This window comes from Marivita sp. GX14005 (genome assembly GCF_023370775.1).
GTDB lineage: Bacteria > Pseudomonadota > Alphaproteobacteria > Rhodobacterales > Rhodobacteraceae > Marivita.
The window spans coordinates 1,013,151-1,030,768 of sequence record NZ_JAMCCQ010000001.1; the positions used below are offsets into that span (position 1 = coordinate 1,013,151).

Here is a 17,618-nt window from a genome sequence, read left to right on the forward strand (position 1 = left end):
GGTGGTGGTATGCTCGTCGTGATTTCCCCGGCCAAACGGCTCGATTGGTCCGAACGCGATGTGGATATGACGGAGCCGGTCTTTCAGGACGAGGCGAACCGGCTGGCCGCGACGGCGCGGAACCTGACGCTGGGCGATCTGAAATCGCTGATGAAGCTGAGCGACGATTTGGCCAAGCTGAACCGAGACCGCTTTCGCGATTTCGAGGATGCGCCGAAGGATGACGATCTGCGCCCCGCCGCGCTGGCCTTTGCGGGCGACACCTATCAGGGGCTCGAAGCCGGCACGCTGGACAGCGACGAGATGCGCTGGGCGCAGGATCATCTGCGCATCCTGTCGGGGCTTTACGGCGTGTTGCGCCCGCTGGACGGGATACAGCCTTACCGGCTGGAGATGGGCAGCCGCCTGAAAACGCGGCGTGGCGCGGACCTTTACGACTATTGGGGCGACCGGATCGCGAAGGAACTCAAGCAGCAGGCCGATGCGCTGGGCGCCGATACGCTCATCAACTGCGCCAGCCAGGAATATTTCGGCGCGGTCCCGCGCGATATGCTAGGGCTGAGGATCGTCACGCCCGCCTTTCTGGAGGACAAGGGCGACGGCAAGGGGCCGAAGATCGTCAGCTTCTATGCGAAGAAGGCGCGGGGCGCGATGGCGCGGTTCATCGTGCAGAACCGGCTGACCGATCCCGACGCGATCAAGGATTTCGATCTGGGCGGCTATGCCTATCGCGCGGACCTGTCCGAGCCGAACGAGCCCGCTTTCGTGCGCCCCTATGACGCCAGCTGAAGCTGCGGGCAGTAGAGCGCCAGCTTTTCCATGAGCGCGGCCTTGCGCAGTGGCTTGGTCAGGTAATCGGTCAGCCCCGCATCGAGGATCGCTTCCCGATCCCCGTCCATCGCATGTGCGGTCACGGCGATGATCGGCACGTTCGGCCCGTCGCCCTCGATCTCGCGGATGCGGGCGGTCGCTTCCTTGCCGTCCATTCCGGGCATTGAGATATCCATGAAGATCACATCCGGCCGCGCCTCCTCATAGGCGGCGACCGCCTGGAACCCGTCCCCCGCCACGCGCAGATCGATGTCGAGCGTGCCGATCATCTTGCGAAACACAAGCTGGTTGGTCTTGTTATCCTCCGCCAGAAGCACCTTCGGCGTGCCAGAGACGATCTGCGGCGGCTCTTCGGGCTGGGCCGGCCGGGGCGTGTCGGCAAGCGGCAGGGTGATGCGAAAGCCAAAGCAACTGCCGACGCCTTCCTGCGATTCGACCCACACCTCGCCGGCCATCAGCTCTACCAGTCGCTTGGTGATCGACAGGCCCAGCCCGGTGCCTTCGAACTGGCGGTTGCGGTCGTCCTCGACCTGGTTGAACTCTCCGAACACGTGATCGACCTTGTCGGCGGCGATACCGATGCCGGTATCCTCCACGCTGATGTGCAGAGTGGTCTGCCCGTCCTCCCGGCCGACGCCGGTGACGCGCAGCAGAACCTCGCCTTCGAGCGTGAATTTGACGGCATTGCCCATCAGGTTGGTCACGATCTGGCGGATGCGGCCGGGATCGGCGACGAACCTGTCGGGCAGGAACAAGTCGTAATCGATGTTCAGCGCCACCCCCTTGCCCCGCGCGATGGGTTGCAGGAGCATCACCACCTCTTCGAGCACCTGCCGCAGATCGAACGGTTCGGGCTTGAGCAGCAGCTTGTCGGCGTCGATCTTCGAATAGTCCAGAACATCGTTGATGATGACCAGAAGCGCCTCGCCGGAATGTTTGATCGTCTCGGCAAAGAGTCTCTGTTCCTCGTCCAGCGCGGTTTCCGTCAGAAGATCGGCCATGCCGACAACGCCGTTCATCGGCGTTCGGATTTCGTGACTCATATTGGCGAGAAACGCCGATTTCGCGCGGTTGGCCGCTTCGGCCTTCTCACGCGCCTCGCGAAGCTCGTTCTGGTAGCGCACGGATTCGGTGATGTTGATGGCAAGGCTGACGACATCGCCCGAGGGGCTGCGGCGGTCGATCATGCGCACGTGCTCGCCGTTCCAGAGCTGGAACTGAACGGATTCGGGCGCCTCCTGTTGCCACCGGTCAAGCATCCGCGCGCGCCATTCCGCCGGAGGCTCATCGCCGATGTTGATGATGCCTTCCTCGGTCATCAATTGCAGGATTCGCGGATAGGTGATGCCGGGCCGCGCCTCTTCGAGATCCTCGAACACCGCCAGGTAGGCACGGTTCGCCACGATCATCTGATTGTCGCTGTCGAAAAAAGCGAAACCGTCCTGGATTGTTTCGATGGAATGCCAAAGCCGGCGCTCGGCAATCTGAATTTTCTCATGCGCAACACCAAGCTCGCTTTTCACGCGCTGGTTTTCTCCCCGCACCATCGCCACTTCGGCGCGGGTTTCCACGATCTCGTTGCTGAGCTGTTGTGCATGCGTGCCCAGCTTGCGGTTGGCGGCGAAAAGTTCGGCCTGTTTGAGTTCGAGAAGCCGCTCGGCGGCAAGCCGCGCGCGACGTTCCTCGGCCAATTTGTTGGCGAGACTCATCCAGACCTCCGTTCCCGTTCGGGCGCAGGTTCGCTCAACAGGGTGAACAAGAGGTTAATTTCTGCGCAGGCAGGGGTGCGAGAGCATCGGTTAAGCGGCGTTGAGGATACTGATCAGCATTTCTCGTCGGCGGGCTTACGCGAATGAAAGTTGCACATTTCATCCCTCCGGGAGTGTGTTCTGCGCATCGCCGAGCATTTTCACCTCGCGCTGTGGGAACGGGATGGAGATGCCATTCTCCTGAAACGCGTCCCAGAGCGCGAGATAGACATTGCCCCTGATATTGGTCAGCCCGCCGGTCGGATCGCGTATCCAGAAGCGCAGAATGTAATCGACCGAGCTGTCGCCGAAACCGACGATATGGCACACGGGCGATTTGAAGCTCAGCACACGGTCCACCGATTTGGCGGCCTTGATCGCGATCTCGCGAACCTTGTGCGGATCGTCGTGATAGGCTGTTCCGAAAAAGATATCGAGCCTGACATATTCATTCGAGTGGGACCAGTTGACCACCTGCCCGGTGATCAGGTCCTCGTTCGGTATCAGGTATTCCTTCCCGTCCCGCGTGACCACGCTGACATATCGCGCACCGAGCGAATTGATCCAGCCGAACGTATCGCCGAGGGAGATCACATCGCCGGGCTTGATCGACTTGTCGAGCAGGATGATGATGCCGGACACGAGGTTCGAGACGACCTTCTGCAAGCCGAAACCAAGCCCGACGCCGATGGCCCCTGACAGGAACGCCAGCCCCGTCAGATCGACCCCGACCAGCCGAAGCCCGATGAAGAACGCCGCGCCATAGAGCGCGACCTGCAGGAACTTGATCGCCAGAACCTGCATGGAGGGCGAGATGTCCTTGTTCCGCCGGATCGTGCTGGCCGTCGTGCTGCTGACGAGCCGCGCCACGGTGATGAGCGCCGCCACCAGCACCAGCGCCTGCACCACGAGCCAGAGGGAAAGCCGGGTTTCACCGAGATTGAAGGCCAGACGGTCCATCAAATCCTGCGCATCGTCGGCCAGCCCGGTGATCGTCAGCGTGACCCAGATCCATGCGCCGTAGCGGACGATGCTGCGCAGGGCCGGATTGCGGATCAGCCGCGTGAGCAGGACGATGGAAAGCCAGGCGGTCGCCAGATTGGCGACGATCCCCAGAAGATAGGAGCGCGACGGCCATGTGATCTCGCGCATCAGCGCGACGACGATCCAGATGATCGCGACGAAGAGGATCATCCTGAAGCGGCGATGCACGATAACGAGCGCGCGTATCCGCCATTTCGGCCAGCCTTCGCGCGTGCGCATCCAGCGATGCAGGCGCGGTTTGAACAGTCCCGCCAGCAGATGCGCGGCGACAAAGACGGCCAGCGCGATGGCAATCTGATAGCCGATCCAGGGGCGCCAGAGGCTATCCGCGAAACCCTGTATCCACGCGACGAAATCGAGCGTGAACTCGGTGACGGTTTCGGTGGTGACGATGTCTGGATCCATTGCGGTTCCGGTCTCCTGCCCGGACGCCAGACTCGCACTCGCCGGCTCTTTGCGCAAGTTATATAGCGGCCTTGCGTCGCTCTTGCGGCGTGACGGGGCGATGATGTATGGCACATGGCATGAAGAGGGTTTTCGACATCGACGACCGCGCGCGTCTGCGTGAACGGTTCTTCGGCTCCACCCATACGGTGCGCGCGCGACTACCGATCAGCGCCTGAGCCGATCACCCAGCCTTCACATCGCTATTTCGCAAGGGAGAGGACCGATGTCCCCCAAGACGCTCTATGATAAAATCTGGGATGCCCATTTGGTGCACGAAGCCGAAGATGGCACATCCCTGCTCTATATCGATCGCCATCTGGTGCATGAAGTCACCAGCCCGCAAGCCTTTGAAGGGCTGCGCATGGCCGGCCGTTCCGTGCGCGCGCCGGACAAGACGATCGCCGTGCCCGATCACAACGTGCCCACGACCGCCGGGCGCGAGGATCCCAAGAACATGACCGAGGACAGCGCCATCCAGGTCGCGGCGCTCGACAGCAATGCCAAGGAGTTCGGGATTCATTACTATCCTGTCTCCGATGTGCGGCAGGGAATCGTGCATATCGTCGGCCCCGAGCAGGGCTGGACGCTGCCCGGCATGACCGTCGTTTGCGGCGACAGCCATACCGCGACGCACGGCGCGTTCGGTGCGCTGGCGCATGGCATCGGCACGTCCGAGGTCGAGCATGTTCTGGCCACGCAAACGCTGATCCAGAGCAAGTCGAAGAACATGAAGGTCGAGATCACCGGCAAGCTGCGCCCCGGCGTGACGGCCAAGGACATCACGCTTTCGGTGATCGGCAAGACCGGCACCGCCGGCGGCACCGGCTATGTGATCGAATATTGCGGCGAGGCGATCCGCGATCTGTCGATGGAAGGGCGGATGACCGTCTGCAACATGGCCATCGAAGGCGGCGCGCGCGCCGGTCTGATCGCACCGGATGAAAAGACCTTCGAATACGTCAAGGGCCGCCCGCACGCGCCGAAGGGCGCGCAATGGGAAGCGGCGTTAAACTGGTGGAAGACGCTCTACTCGGACGACGATGCGCATTGGGACAAGGTGGTAACGATCAAAGGCGAGGATATCGCACCAGTGGTGACTTGGGGCACATCGCCTGAAGATGTGCTCCCGATCACCGCTGAAGTGCCGGCCCCCGACAGTTTCGAAGGCGGCAAGGTCGGCGCGGCGCAACGCTCGCTCGACTATATGGGCCTCAAGCCCGGTCAGAAGCTCAGTGATATCGAGATCGACACCGTCTTCATCGGCTCCTGCACCAATGGCCGGATCGAGGATCTGCGGGCTGCCGCCGAGATCCTGAAAGGCAAGAAGATCGCCGTGAAACGCGCGATGGTCGTTCCCGGCTCGGGCCTCGTGCGCGCGCAGGCCGAAGAGGAAGGTTTGGCCGATATCTTCAAGGAGGCCGGTTTCGAATGGCGCCTTGCGGGCTGTTCCATGTGCCTTGCCATGAACCCCGACCAACTGTCTCCGGGCGAACGTTGCGCCGCAACGTCCAACCGCAATTTCGAGGGCCGTCAGGGCCGCGGCGGTCGCACGCATCTGATGTCGCCGGCAATGGCCGCGGCGGCGGCGGTGACCGGCAAACTGACCGATGTTCGGGAGATGATGTAATGGAAAAGTTCGAAAAACTGACCGGGATCGCAGCGCCGATGCCCTTGATGAACATCGACACCGATATGATCATCCCGAAGCAGTTCCTCAAGACGATCAAGAGGTCGGGTCTGGGCGCAAACCTTTTTGACGAGATGCGCTTTGACGATAACGGAGATGAGATCCCCGATTTCGTGCTGAACAAGCCGCAATATCGCGAGGCGGAGATCCTTGTCGCGGGCGACAATTTCGGCTGCGGCTCATCGCGCGAACATGCACCCTGGGCGCTCAAGGATTTCGGAATCAAGGCGGTGATCTCCACCTCCTTCGCCGATATTTTCTACAACAACTGCTTCAAGAACGGTATCCTGCCCATCGTCCTGCCGCGCGAGGCGGTCGATGTTTTGATGAAGGACGCCGAGAAGGGGTCGAACGCGCGCATGACCGTTGATCTGGAAAACCAGGTCGTGACCACATCCGATGGTGAAAGTTTTGCCTTCGAGGTGGACAGCTTCAAGAAGCACTGCCTGCTGAACGGGCTCGACGATATCGGCCTGACGATGGAGAAGGCCGAGGCGATCGACACGTTTGAATCGCAGGCCGAACAGTCGCGTCCCTGGGTCTGACGGATCCGAAGCGACAATCACATCAAGGCCGTCCCGACCGGGGCGGCCTTTTCCGTGTTCGATCGCTCGCAGCATGTAGCTAGATATTGTGGGCCATGCGAAAGCTGCCACATTTCGCAATTACGTTTGATGTATTCCCGCACCAGTTGACGCCGAACTCCGTCCGTTTCAGTCGCTCGACCGTCCGGCGCAGTTGAGCCGCCGATGCAACTTGGGCAAAACTGGGGCAAGAATGAGGCAGTCCGCCGATCCCGGCGGGAAAATCTGGGACAAGGACGCGGCATCGTATCGCGCCGACCCAGTTCGAAGGGAAACCGGAGTGGTCAAGCGGATCATCGGATCAGCTCTGCGCGCCGTTTTGATGGCGGTTCTGGTGGCGGTTCCGTCACTGGTGCTGCCGAGCACGACGAACGATGCGGCGCAGATCACCGCGCTTGTCGCGCTGGTCGCGGCGGTGGTGACGTTCGCCGAGTATTATAGCGAATATCCGACCTTCCTCGAATTCCGCGACGCGGCGCCATTCAACCGGCTGCGCTTTCTCGGGCTCTTTTTCTGCGTGTTAGCCGCCTCGATCCTGACGGCGAGCCATGGCGATGCGCCTCCCAACGCGCTGCAATCTTTCTCGGACGGCGCGGCGCAGATGCTCGACATTCCATTCTCGCCGATCCGGCTTCTGATGATCGCCTTTGCTGACATGGCGCATCTGATCGCTCTCGATCTGGTGGCCGAGATGGCGAGCGCCGTTTTCGTGATTGCCGGTGCGGTGCTTTTGCTCTTCTGGATTCATGCACGGTTCATCTTCTGGCCGATACGCAAAAAAGCCTTCAATTTTTGGATAAACCTTCCCTTATTCGACCCGACTTCGGGACGGGATGTGCTGTTCCGCCTGAAACGTGACGCGTCTCTTAACCTGGTCTTAGGGTTTCTCCTGCCATTCATTCTTCCGGCATTGTTGAAACTCTGGATCGGGCTTTTCGATCCAGCCGCCTTGACGGTGCCCGAAGTCATGATCTGGGTCGTATGTGCATGGGCGTTCCTGCCTCTGACATTGATGATGCGCGGAATCGCATTGCTCCGCGTCGCCGCGCTGATCGAAGAAAAGCGCCGCCGCGCCTATGCGCAGGAGTTGCAGGCCGCCTGATCCTTACTGCGATCCTATCGCTCATCGCGCCGCTTTGCATGGCACAAGAGCTGCGCCTCGCGCTATGGCATGTGCCGCTTACCCGCGACGGGCCGGGGCTGCTGCTCCGCGATATCGTGCGGCAGCAAGAACCGCTGCCCGCCTTCGCGCAGGCGCTCGCCCGGGCCGATGCGGATATCATCGTGTTGACCAAGTTCGATTTCGACGCAGGCGGCGCGGCGCTCGATGCCTTCGCGTGGCTGATCGGGGGCGGCTATCACACGCTGGCATTGCGCCCCAACGCCGGTCTTCCGACGGGGCACGACATGGATGGCGACGGGCGATTGGCCGAGCCCGAGGATGCACAGGCATATGGTCGGTTCCCCGGTCAGGAAGGCATGGCCGTCCTGTCCCGTATTCCCATTGCATCCAAAGACGTGCGCTCTTTCAATGACATGCTATGGCGCGATCTGCCGGGAACCCATATCGCACCGAACGATGCGGGGCTGGACGTGCAACGCCTGTCGAGCGGCGGACACTGGGTCGTTCCGATTCACGTGGAGTCGGCACCCCTGCACCTGCTGGTTGGCCATTCCGGCGCGCCGGTCTTCGACGGCCCGGAGGATCGGAACGGGCGGCGCAATCTCGATGAATTGCGACTTTGGGAACATATCCTGGACGGCGGGCGCGGCCCGCCCATGCCCGAACCTTTCGTACTAATGGCCAACACCAATCTCGATCCCCAGCGCGGCGAGGGGTATCGCGACGCGATGGCCCTCTTCTTGCAACGCCCCGATCTACAAGATCCCCTGCCGGGGCAGGTAACCGCGCATTGGGACGACCCCGGCCCGATGCGCGTGTCCTATTTGCTGCCGTCAAAGGGTTTTCAAATCCGTCATGCCGAGGTGCTTCCGCCGCTCGAAGGTCAGGATCATAGCCTCATCATCGTCGATATCGCCCTGCCCGAACGGCGCCCGCCTTGACCATGGGGCAAAGCGCGGCTAGGCGAAACGGAACCCAGACATGCAAAGGATCGCAGGATGAGCAACGCGTCGCTTCTGATTTTACCCGGAGACGGGATCGGCCCCGAAGTCATGGCCGAGGTGCGCAAGGTGATCGACTGGTATGGCGAAAAGCGCGATCTGCCTTTCGATGTAAGCGAGGATCTGGTTGGCGGCGCGGCCTATGACAAACATGGCACGCCCCTGCATGACGACACCATGGCAAAGGCGCAGGAGGTCGATGCGGTCCTGCTCGGCGCAGTGGGCGGGCCGGCCTATGACGCGCTTGATTTCAGCGTGAAGCCGGAACGCGGGCTGCTGCGCCTGCGCAAGGAAATGGACCTCTTCGCCAACCTGCGCCCGGCGCAATGCTTCGATGCGCTGGCCGATTTCTCATCGCTCAAACGCGATGTCGTCGCGGGGCTCGACATCATGATCTTGCGCGAATTGACATCGGGCATCTATTTCGGTGAACCGCGAGGGATCATCGAAGACGGCGGCGAGCGCGTCGGGATCAACACGCAGCGCTATACCGAGACCGAGATCGACCGCATCGCGCGCGCCGCGTTCGAACTGGCACGCCGCCGCTCCGGCAAGGTCTGTTCGATGGAAAAGGCCAATGTCATGGAATCGGGCATTCTCTGGCGCGAGGTGGTGCAAAAGGTGCATGACGCCGATTATGCGGATGTCGAGCTGAGCCATATGTATGCCGATGCCGGCGCGATGCAGCTTTGCCGCTGGCCCAAGCAGTTCGACGTGATCGTGACCGACAACCTGTTCGGCGATCTGCTGTCCGACGCGGCCGCGATGCTGACCGGCTCGCTCGGCATGCTGCCCTCGGCCAGCCTTGGCGCGCCGATGGCGAATGGCCGGCCCAAGGCGCTTTACGAGCCGGTGCATGGCTCCGCGCCCGATATCGCCGGGCAAGGCAAGGCGAACCCGATCGCCTGCATTCTCAGCTTCGCGATGGCGCTGCGCTACTCCTTCGATCAGGGCGATGAAGCGGACAGACTTGAAGCTGCCGTCGAAAAAGTGCTGGCCGACGGGCTGCGCACCGCTGATCTACTGGGTCCGGAGGGCGGCACGCCGATCTCCACCTCCCAGATGGGCGACGCGGTGATCGCGGCGCTCGACAATAGCCTGTAACCACCGGGGCCGGCCATGTCGCAAAATGCCAAAGGCGCATTGCTGGCCCTTCTCGCCTTCGGGCTGTTCTCGACGCATGACGTCTTCATCAAGACGCTCGGCGCGCATTATTCGCCCATTCAGATCGTGTTCTTCAGCGTTCTGCTCAGCTTCCCGCTGGCCACCATCATGCTCATGCGGGATGCTACGCCCGGCACGCTGGTGCCGGTCCATCCCTGGTGGATGGCGCTGCGCACGCTGGGCGGCGTGGTCACGGGCGTGTCGGCCTTCTACGCCTTCGCGCATCTGCCGCTGACACAAACCTACGCGATCCTCTTTGCCACGCCGCTGCTGATCACTGTGCTGTCGATCCCGATCCTTGGCGAACGGGTCAGGGTGCAGCGCTGGCTCGCCGTCATCGTCGGGCTCGCGGGCGTGATGGTGGTGCTGCGCCCCGGCGCGACTGATCTGACCCTCGGCCATGCCGCCGCGATTGCAGCTGCGTTCGGCGGGGCATTTGCCTCGATCGTGGTGCGCAAGATCGGCGCCGAGGAGCGAACGCTGGTGATGCTGCTCTATCCGATGATGGCCAATTTCATCCTGATGGGTGCCGCGCTTGGATTCGTCTACAAGCCCATGCCGCTCGAACATCTGGGCATGCTGGCGATCATCTCGATCATGGCCTGGACCGCGGCGCGCGTCATCATCGGCGCCTACCGCACCGGGGAGGCGGCCATCGTCGCGCCAATGCAATATTCCCAGATCCTCTGGGCGACGGTCTACGGGCTGCTGTTCTTCGACGAGACGCCCGATCGCTACACGATGATCGGCGCGGCCATTATCATCGCATCGGGGCTGTTCATCGTCTTCCGCGAAAGCCGCGCCGGCGCATCGCGCAACACCCCCGTCTTGCGCACGCGCACACGTATCGGAACGCCCTCCGTTCTGCGCCTGAGTGGTCTGATGCGATCGGGCCGGTTCCGCGATCGGGCAAAGCCGCAGGAAAACGCCTGATATCCCGCCCGACCGGCAGACGCTGTTGCAAATCAAGGGTTGTCAAACCAGCGCGCGCGCAGTAATCCGGCGCACACGGTCGGGCTGTAGCGCAGCCTGGTAGCGCACCTGCTTCGGGAGCAGGGGGTCGGAGGTTCGAATCCTCTCAGCCCGACCAAATCCACTTCATCGCAGCATCGTCGCGCCCAGATATCAGGCTTCTTTGGGCCGCAAATACCTTGGGGAGCGCGAGGGGTGAAACCCCTCGCTTCGGTCGGATTGGCGCAGCCAATTCGAAACGGAAAAACCGTCCCTTCACATCTTGAACACGCGGTAGATCGTGGGGATCACCAATACGGTCAAGGCCGTCGACGTCAGAAGACCGAAGAGCAGAGACAGCGCCAGCCCCTGGAAGATCGGGTCGGCCAATATCACGGCAGCGCCGATCATCGCCGCGAGCGCCGTCAGAAGGATCGGTTTGAACCGCGTCGCACCGGCCTCGATCAGGGTCTCGACGGTGATCCGCCCCTCGGGATTCGCATGGCGGATGAAATCCACCAACAGGATCGAATTTCGCACGATGATCCCGGCAAGTGCGATGAAGCCGATCATCGACGGGGCGGAGAATGGCGCATTGAACAGCCAATGCCCGAACATCAGCCCCAGAAAGGTAAGCGGCACCGGCGTCAGCACCACGAGGGGCAGGCGGAAGGATCCGAACTGCGCCACGACGAGAATATAGATCCCCAGAAGCGCGACGGCAAAGGCTGCGCCCATGTCGCGGAAGGTGACCCAGGTGACCTCCCATTCGCCGTCCCAGAGCAAAACCGGATCGCTGGTATCGGAGGGCTGGCCGTTCAGGCGAATCTCGGGCGCGGGCGTGTCGCTCCAGTCCATCGCATCCAGGCGGTCGGCCACCGACAGCATGCCGTATAGCGGTGCCTCGAATGTGCCGGCCAGCTCGCCCATGACCATGACAATGCTGTGCCCGTTGCGCCGGAAGATCGGGTAGGAGGCGCGTTCTTCGCTGATCTGAACAACGTCCCCGAGTTCCACCACGCCCCGCGCGCCTGGCAGCGCGGCAGCGGGGATCGGGGTGGAAAGGGTGGCCTCATTCATCACGCGCTCCGCGCGCGGGCGAGCGATGATGATGGGGATGGGCGCGCGGCCTTCGCCGCGATGGGAATATCCAACCGTCGTCGATGAATTGAGCAGCCGCAGCGTTTGCAGCGCGTCGCTTTCCTGCACGCGGAAGAAATCCATATCGCCGGGGCTGAGCTGCGCACGCAGACGGCGCGGCCTGACGCCTTGGCTGTCATCGACATCGACGATGAACGGCGTTTCTTCGAAAGCGCTGCGGACATTTTCCGCGACGGCACGGCGGGTTTCGGCATCGGGCCCGTAGATCTCGGCCAGGAGCGTGGCAAGAACGGGAGGGCCGGGGGGCGGTTCGACCACCTTGAACACAGCGCCATCCGGCAGGTCGAGCCGTTCGGACAATCGCGCCCGAAGATCGAGCGCGATGGCATGGCTGCTGCGCTCGCGGTGATCCTTGGCGGTGAGGTTCACCTGAACCTGTCCCTGTTCGGGGCCGAAGCGAATGTAGTAGTGGCGCACCAATCCGTTGAAATCGAACGCGGACGGCGTTCCGGCATGGGTCTGTGCGGACAGAACTTCGGGAATATCCAGCGCGATGCGGGCGGCTGTCTGCACGGCGGCGTCGGTATCCTCGACCGAGGCGCCCTCGGGCAGATCGACCACGATGGAGAGTTCGGATTTGTTGTCGAAAGGCAGGAGCTTGACCGTGACATCGCGGGTATAGAGCGCGGCGAGCGAGCCGAAGGAAAGGACCGCGACGGCGATCAGGAAGAGCAGGGAGCGCCCTTTGCCGCGCAGCAGAGGGCGCGCGACGACTGCATAAGCCCGCCCGAGCCTGCCGCCGGGGTGATCCGCGCCGCCGCTCTCATGATGCGCGACCGTTGCGGGGCTGGCGATCTTCATCATCAGCCAGGGCGTGATCATCACGGCGACAAAGAAGGAAAAGATCATCGCTGCGGAGGCGTTGGCCGGGATCGGGCTCATGTATGGGCCCATCATGCCGGACACGAAGAGCATGGGCAGCAGCGCCACAACGACCGTCAATGTCGCGACGATGGTCGGGTTTCCGACCTCGGCCACCGCCTCGATCGCGGCTTGCCGGGCGCTTTTGTCCGCCGGTTTCAGGCCCCAATGGCGAGCGATGTTCTCGATCACCACGATGGCGTCATCGACGAGGATCCCGATGGAGAAGATCAGCGCGAAAAGCGACACGCGGTTGAGCGTGTAGCCCATGATCCACGCGGCAAAGAGCGTCAGGAGAATGGTTACCGGAATCACGACAGCCACGACAACGGCTTCGCGCCATCCGATGGCGAGCCAGATCAGCGCGACGATGGAAACGGTCGCGAGGCCGAGGTGAAACAGTAGTTCGTTCGCTTTTTCGCTGGCGGTTTCGCCATAGTCGCGCGTGATCTCGACGCTGATGCTGGCGGGGATCAGATCGCCCTGCATCGCATCGACCCGGTGCAGGATTTCTTCGGCCACCGTCACGGCATTGGCCCCGGCCCGTTTGGCCAGCGCAAGGGTGACGGCGGGACGGCGCAGAACATCGCCATCCGCGCCGCGCGAGAGGGTCGCAACATGCGCCTCGTCCAGATCCGACACGAAACCCACATCCGCCACATCGCGCACGTAGACCGTTCGACCGTCACGCGCGGTTAGTTCGAGATTGCCGATTTCCGCCGGGGTGGAGAGGGTCTGCCCGATCACGAGGCCGATCTGTTCGCCGCCGTCGCGCAGATTGCCGGCCGGCGCGGCGCGGTTGGCGCCTTCCACCTTGCCCGCAAGCTGTTGCAGGGTAATGCCGTATAGCGCCAGCCGTTCCGGGTCGGGCGCGATGCGCAGCGCCTGTTCGGTCTCACCGACGAGATAGGTCAGCCCGACATCGTCGATCCGGGCCAGTTCGACCTCGACCTCGCGGGCGATGCGGGTCAGGGTATCGGCGCCGATGCCGTCCTGTCCGGGCGCTGGCGCGAAGGTCAGTGCGACGATGGCGACATCATCGATACCGCGCCCGACGACGAGTGGTTCGGGTATGCCGACCGGAATCCTGTCCATGTTGGCGAGGATCTTTTCGCGCACCCGCAGGATCGCGGTATCCGCGGACACGCCGACCTTGAACCGGGCGGTGACCATCACGCGGTCGTCGCGGGTATCGGAATAGACATGTTCGACATCGTTGATGCCTTTCACGATGGTTTCCAGCGGCTCCGTCACCAGTTTCAGCGCGTCCTGCGCGGCGAGACCATCGGCCTGCACGTGAATGTCCACCATGGGGACGGAGATTTGCGGCTCTTCCTCGCGCGGCAGGCTGGCAAGCGCGATCAGGCCGACCGCGAGCGAGGCCAGTAGAAGGAGCGGGGTCAATGATGACGCGATGAAGGCCTGGGTGAGGCGGCCGGCGATGCCGAGATGGCCATGATTGTCACTCATCCGGAGTCACCACGCGGTCGCCAGTGGTCAGACCCGTCAGGATTTCGCGCCACATGCGTTCGTCGCGCTCAATGCCGGCGCCGGGAACGACAACGCGATCGACTATGCCTTCGGCAGTCTCAACCGTAACATAATCAAGGCCGCCTTGCGTTGTCAGCGCATCTTCGGGCACCAGCAGCGCCGGGCGGATGCCGATGGGCAAGCGCACCGGAAGCCGCCGTCCAACGAAGCGCGGATCGAGCCCGGCGACTTCAACATCCGCCAGAACGCGACCGCCGTCGATCTGGGGATAGAGCTTGACGAGCGTTCCGGACTGCTGGCCGTCGTCTGCGGAGCCGATAATGATCTCGTCACCTTCGGAAAGTGCCTCGGCGTGACGTTCGGGCAAAGACAGACGCAGGAACACGCCGCCGCCGCCGATTTCGGCGATCACCTCACCGGGATTGACGACCGACCCGCGCGTCACCGGCACCGACAGAACGATACCCTCTTGCGGCGAGAGAACCGCACCTTCGCTGACGCGTTGCTCCAGAACCAACCGTTCCGCTTCGAGGCTGCGGATTTGCCCGGCGATCACATCGACATCGGTGCGCAGCTGATCCATCCGCTGGGTCGTGATGATCCCGCGATCAAGAAGCGTGCGGCCCCGTTCCAGTTCAGTTCGCGCCGTATCGAGCCGCGCGCGGGCCGCTTCGAGCTGCGCATCGAGCGAGGCGAGCTGGAATTCGAACTTGTCATCCTCGACCAGCGCAATCTGCTGATCGGCGTTGACCCTGTCGCCCTCCGTCACGTTGAGCGTGTCGATGGTGCCGCCGATACGCGCGCGGGCTGGCACGCGGTCGCGGGTTTCGACGGTGCCGTAAACGGATTTCCACTCCGACAGTTCGACCGGTTCCACCGTAATCGTGTCTGCCTGTACGGGGTTCGCGGGTAGCACCAGAAAAGGCAGAAGTGCCATAACGCTCATTCGTCCGATCATCCTCTTGCTCCTTTGCCCGAGACAGGACACACATTCCACATATGGCATGTGATAGCAATGTGCCAGACCGGTGCGGGTCTGAGCGCGGATATTTCAAGTTTGGAGCGCTGGGTGAGGGCACATGCTGCGTGCCCCCGAGGGGATCAGAAATCCAGGTTTTCGACGCTGAGGGCGTTCTGCTGGATGAACTCGCGGCGTGGTTCGACGACATCGCCCATCAGCTTGGTGAACAGATCGTCTGCCTCGGTCATGTCGTCAACTTTCACCTGAAGCAACGTGCGGGCATCAGGATCCAGCGTGGTTTCCCAGAGCTGGTCGGGGTTCATCTCACCCAGCCCCTTGTAACGCTGAAGCGTCAGACCTTTCTCGCCCTCTTCGAGGATTGCCTTGAGCAGATCGAGCGGGCCGTGGATCGTTTGCCGGCGATCCTTGCGCACGAGCGTTGCCGGTTGGTCGTAGACCGCCTGCAGGCTCTCGGTGAAGCTGCCGGTCTTGCGCGCCTCGCCGGAGCGGAGCATCGGACCGTCAAGGGTGCGCACTTCCTCGACGCCGCGCAGAATCCGGGCGAGCCGAATGCCGCGATCCTGGGTGATGCGCCCCTGCCAACCGCGTTCGTATTCCAGCGCGATCAGGTCGAGCCGCTGGGCGACGATATCAGCCACGCCCTGCAAATCGCGATCCACCGCGCCGGGCACGAACGCGCCGGCAATGGCGGCCTGTTCGAGGATGTGGCGCGGATAATGCGTCGGGAAGGCATCGAGGACGCGCTTGAGTTGCCGCGCTTCTTCGACAACGCGGACAAGGTCCTGCCCGGTGATCGTCTCGCCATTGCCTTGCACAAGTTGGGCGCCATCGGTCCCCTGCTGGATGAGGTAATCCTCCATCGCGGCCTCGTCCTTGAGGTAGACCTCGGACTTGCCGCGCATCACTTTGTAGAGCGGCGGCTGCGCGATATAGAGATAGCCGCCTTCGATCAGTTCGGGCATCTGGCGATAGAAGAAGGTCAGCAGCAGCGTGCGGATATGTGCGCCGTCGACATCGGCATCGGTCATGATGACGATCTTGTGGTAGCGCAGCTTGTCGATGTTGAATTCATCCCGCCCGATCCCGGTGCCGAGCGCCATGACGAGATTGCCGATCTCCTGGCTCCCAAGCATCCGATCGAACCGCGCGCGTTCGACGTTCAGGATCTTGCCCTTGAGCGGCAGGATCGCCTGCGTGCGCCGGTCGCGGCCCGTCTGGGCAGAGCCGCCGGCGCTGTCGCCCTCGACAAGGAAAAGCTCGGTCTGGGCCGGGTCCTTTTCGGAACAATCCTTGAGCTTGCCAGCGAGGAAATTGACGTCCATCGCGGTCTTGCGGCGGGTGAGTTCGCGCGCCTTGCGGGCCGCTTCGCGGGCGAGGGCGGCTTCGATAATCTTGCCGACGATGATCTTCGCCTCGTTCGGGTTCTCCTCGAACCATTCGGAAAGTTTCTCGTTCACGAGGCTTTCCACGGCGGGGCGCACTTCGGAGGAAACGAGCTTGTCTTTCGTCTGGCTGGAGAATTTCGGATCGGGCACCTTGACCGACAGAACGCATGTCAGCCCTTCGCGCGCATCGTCGCCGGTGAAGCTGACTTTCTCTTTCTTGGCGATGCCGCTGGATTGCGCGTAATTGTTGATCGTGCGGGTCAGCGCGGCGCGGAAGCCGGCCATATGCGTGCCGCCATCGCGCTGCGGAATGTTGTTGGTGAAAGGCAGAACGGTTTCGTGATAGGTGTCGTTCCACCACATCGCCACTTCGACGCCGATGCCGTCCCGCTCCCCGACCATGAAGATCGGCTCCGGCATGACCGATGATTTGGAACGGTCGAGATATTTGACGAATTCGCGCACACCGCCTTCGTAGAAAAGCTCGGAATGGAGCGGCTCCGCCGGGCGTTCATCTTCAAGGATGATGCGCACGCCGGAGTTCAGGAAGGCGAGTTCGCGCAAGCGCTTTTCCAGCGTGTGGAAATCGTAATCGAGGTTCGAGAACGTATCGGTCGAAGCGAGAAAGCGCACCTCGGTGCCCTTTTCGCCATTCGCGTCGCCCACGACTTCAAGATGCTTGACCGTCTCGCCGCGTTCGAAACGCGCGATATGTTCCTTGCCCTTGCGCCAGACGCGCAGTTCGAGCCAGTCGGACAGGGCGTTCACGACGGACACGCCGACCCCGTGCAGGCCGCCTGACACCTTGTAGGAGTTCTGGTCGAATTTGCCGCCCGCGTGAAGCTGGGTCATGATGACCTCGGCGGCGGAAACGCCTTCTTCCTCGTGGATATCGACGGGGATGCCGCGCCCGTTATCGCGCACCGAAACGCTGTTATCGGCGTGGATCTTGACGCGCACGAAATCGGCATGACCGGCCAGCGCCTCGTCGATGCCGTTATCGACGACCTCATAGACCATGTGATGCAGGCCCGAGCCGTCATCGGTATCGCCGATATACATGCCCGGACGCTTGCGCACTGCTTCCAGGCCCTTGAGAACCTTGATGGAATCAGCGCCGTATTCTTCCGGGATCTGTGCGGGTTCAGCCATGAATGT

General features: G+C 62.4%; 12 protein-coding genes and 1 tRNA gene. 8 read left to right on the plus strand and 5 right to left on the minus strand.

Annotated features, from left to right (window positions below; translation table 11 throughout):
- The first annotated feature begins 9 nt into the window (after positions 1-9).
- Positions 10-789 carry a peroxide stress protein YaaA gene (gene yaaA, locus M3465_RS05110; protein WP_249500621.1) on the plus strand — a complete coding sequence of 260 codons (780 nt, stop codon included), beginning with the start codon at positions 10-12 and terminating at the stop codon, positions 787-789.
- Here the strand turns inward: yaaA and M3465_RS05115 are convergent.
- On the minus strand, positions 774-2,540 hold the full coding sequence (locus tag M3465_RS05115) for an ATP-binding protein (protein WP_249500622.1): 1,767 nt from the start codon (positions 2,538-2,540) through the stop codon (positions 774-776). The genes yaaA and M3465_RS05115 overlap by 16 nt on opposite strands.
- A 159-nt stretch (positions 2,541-2,699) precedes the next feature.
- Positions 2,700-4,028 carry a mechanosensitive ion channel family protein gene (locus M3465_RS05120; RefSeq protein WP_249500623.1) on the minus strand — a complete coding sequence of 443 codons (1,329 nt, stop codon included), beginning with the start codon at positions 4,026-4,028 and terminating at the stop codon, positions 2,700-2,702.
- A gap of 265 nt (positions 4,029-4,293) precedes the next feature.
- On the opposite strand from M3465_RS05120, the gene leuC reads away from it, so the two are divergent.
- From leuC to M3465_RS05155, 7 genes are all read left to right on the plus strand, one after another.
- Entirely contained in the window at positions 4,294-5,697 is a 1,404-nt protein-coding gene (leuC, locus tag M3465_RS05125) for a 3-isopropylmalate dehydratase large subunit (protein ID WP_249500624.1), read from the plus strand.
- On the plus strand, positions 5,697-6,302 hold the full coding sequence (gene leuD / locus M3465_RS05130) for a 3-isopropylmalate dehydratase small subunit (RefSeq protein WP_249500625.1): 606 nt from the start codon (positions 5,697-5,699) through the stop codon (positions 6,300-6,302). Before leuC ends, leuD begins: the two co-directional genes overlap by 1 nt.
- Positions 6,303-6,534: 232 nt before the next feature.
- Positions 6,535-7,443, plus strand: a complete 909-nt coding sequence (locus M3465_RS05135; protein WP_249500626.1) for a hypothetical protein — start codon at positions 6,535-6,537, stop codon at positions 7,441-7,443.
- A 38-nt stretch (positions 7,444-7,481) separates the two neighbouring features.
- Entirely contained in the window at positions 7,482-8,405 is a 924-nt protein-coding gene (locus M3465_RS05140) for an endonuclease/exonuclease/phosphatase family protein (RefSeq protein ID WP_249500627.1), read from the plus strand.
- Between the two features lie 57 nt (positions 8,406-8,462).
- Positions 8,463-9,569, plus strand: a complete 1,107-nt coding sequence (gene leuB, locus M3465_RS05145) for a 3-isopropylmalate dehydrogenase (RefSeq protein ID WP_249500628.1) — start codon at positions 8,463-8,465, stop codon at positions 9,567-9,569.
- A 15-nt stretch (positions 9,570-9,584) separates the two neighbouring features.
- Positions 9,585-10,562 carry a DMT family transporter gene (locus M3465_RS05150; RefSeq protein WP_249500629.1) on the plus strand — a complete coding sequence of 326 codons (978 nt, stop codon included), beginning with the start codon at positions 9,585-9,587 and terminating at the stop codon, positions 10,560-10,562.
- Between the two features lie 80 nt (positions 10,563-10,642).
- Positions 10,643-10,719: transfer RNA gene (locus M3465_RS05155), tRNA-Pro, on the plus strand.
- Between the two features lie 137 nt (positions 10,720-10,856).
- Here M3465_RS05155 and M3465_RS05160 read toward each other — a convergent pair.
- From M3465_RS05160 to gyrB, 3 genes are all read right to left on the minus strand, one after another.
- Entirely contained in the window at positions 10,857-14,072 is a 3,216-nt protein-coding gene (locus M3465_RS05160; protein ID WP_249500630.1) for an efflux RND transporter permease subunit, read from the minus strand.
- A complete protein-coding gene (locus M3465_RS05165) occupies positions 14,065-15,051 on the minus strand; it encodes an efflux RND transporter periplasmic adaptor subunit (protein ID WP_249500631.1) in 987 nt (328 codons plus the stop codon). Before M3465_RS05165 ends, M3465_RS05160 begins: the two co-directional genes overlap by 8 nt.
- Before the next feature lie 143 nt (positions 15,052-15,194).
- Complete coding sequence (gene gyrB / locus M3465_RS05170) at positions 15,195-17,612, minus strand: DNA topoisomerase (ATP-hydrolyzing) subunit B (protein WP_249500632.1); 2,418 nt, start codon at positions 17,610-17,612, stop codon at positions 15,195-15,197.
- Positions 17,613-17,618 lie beyond the last annotated feature (6 nt).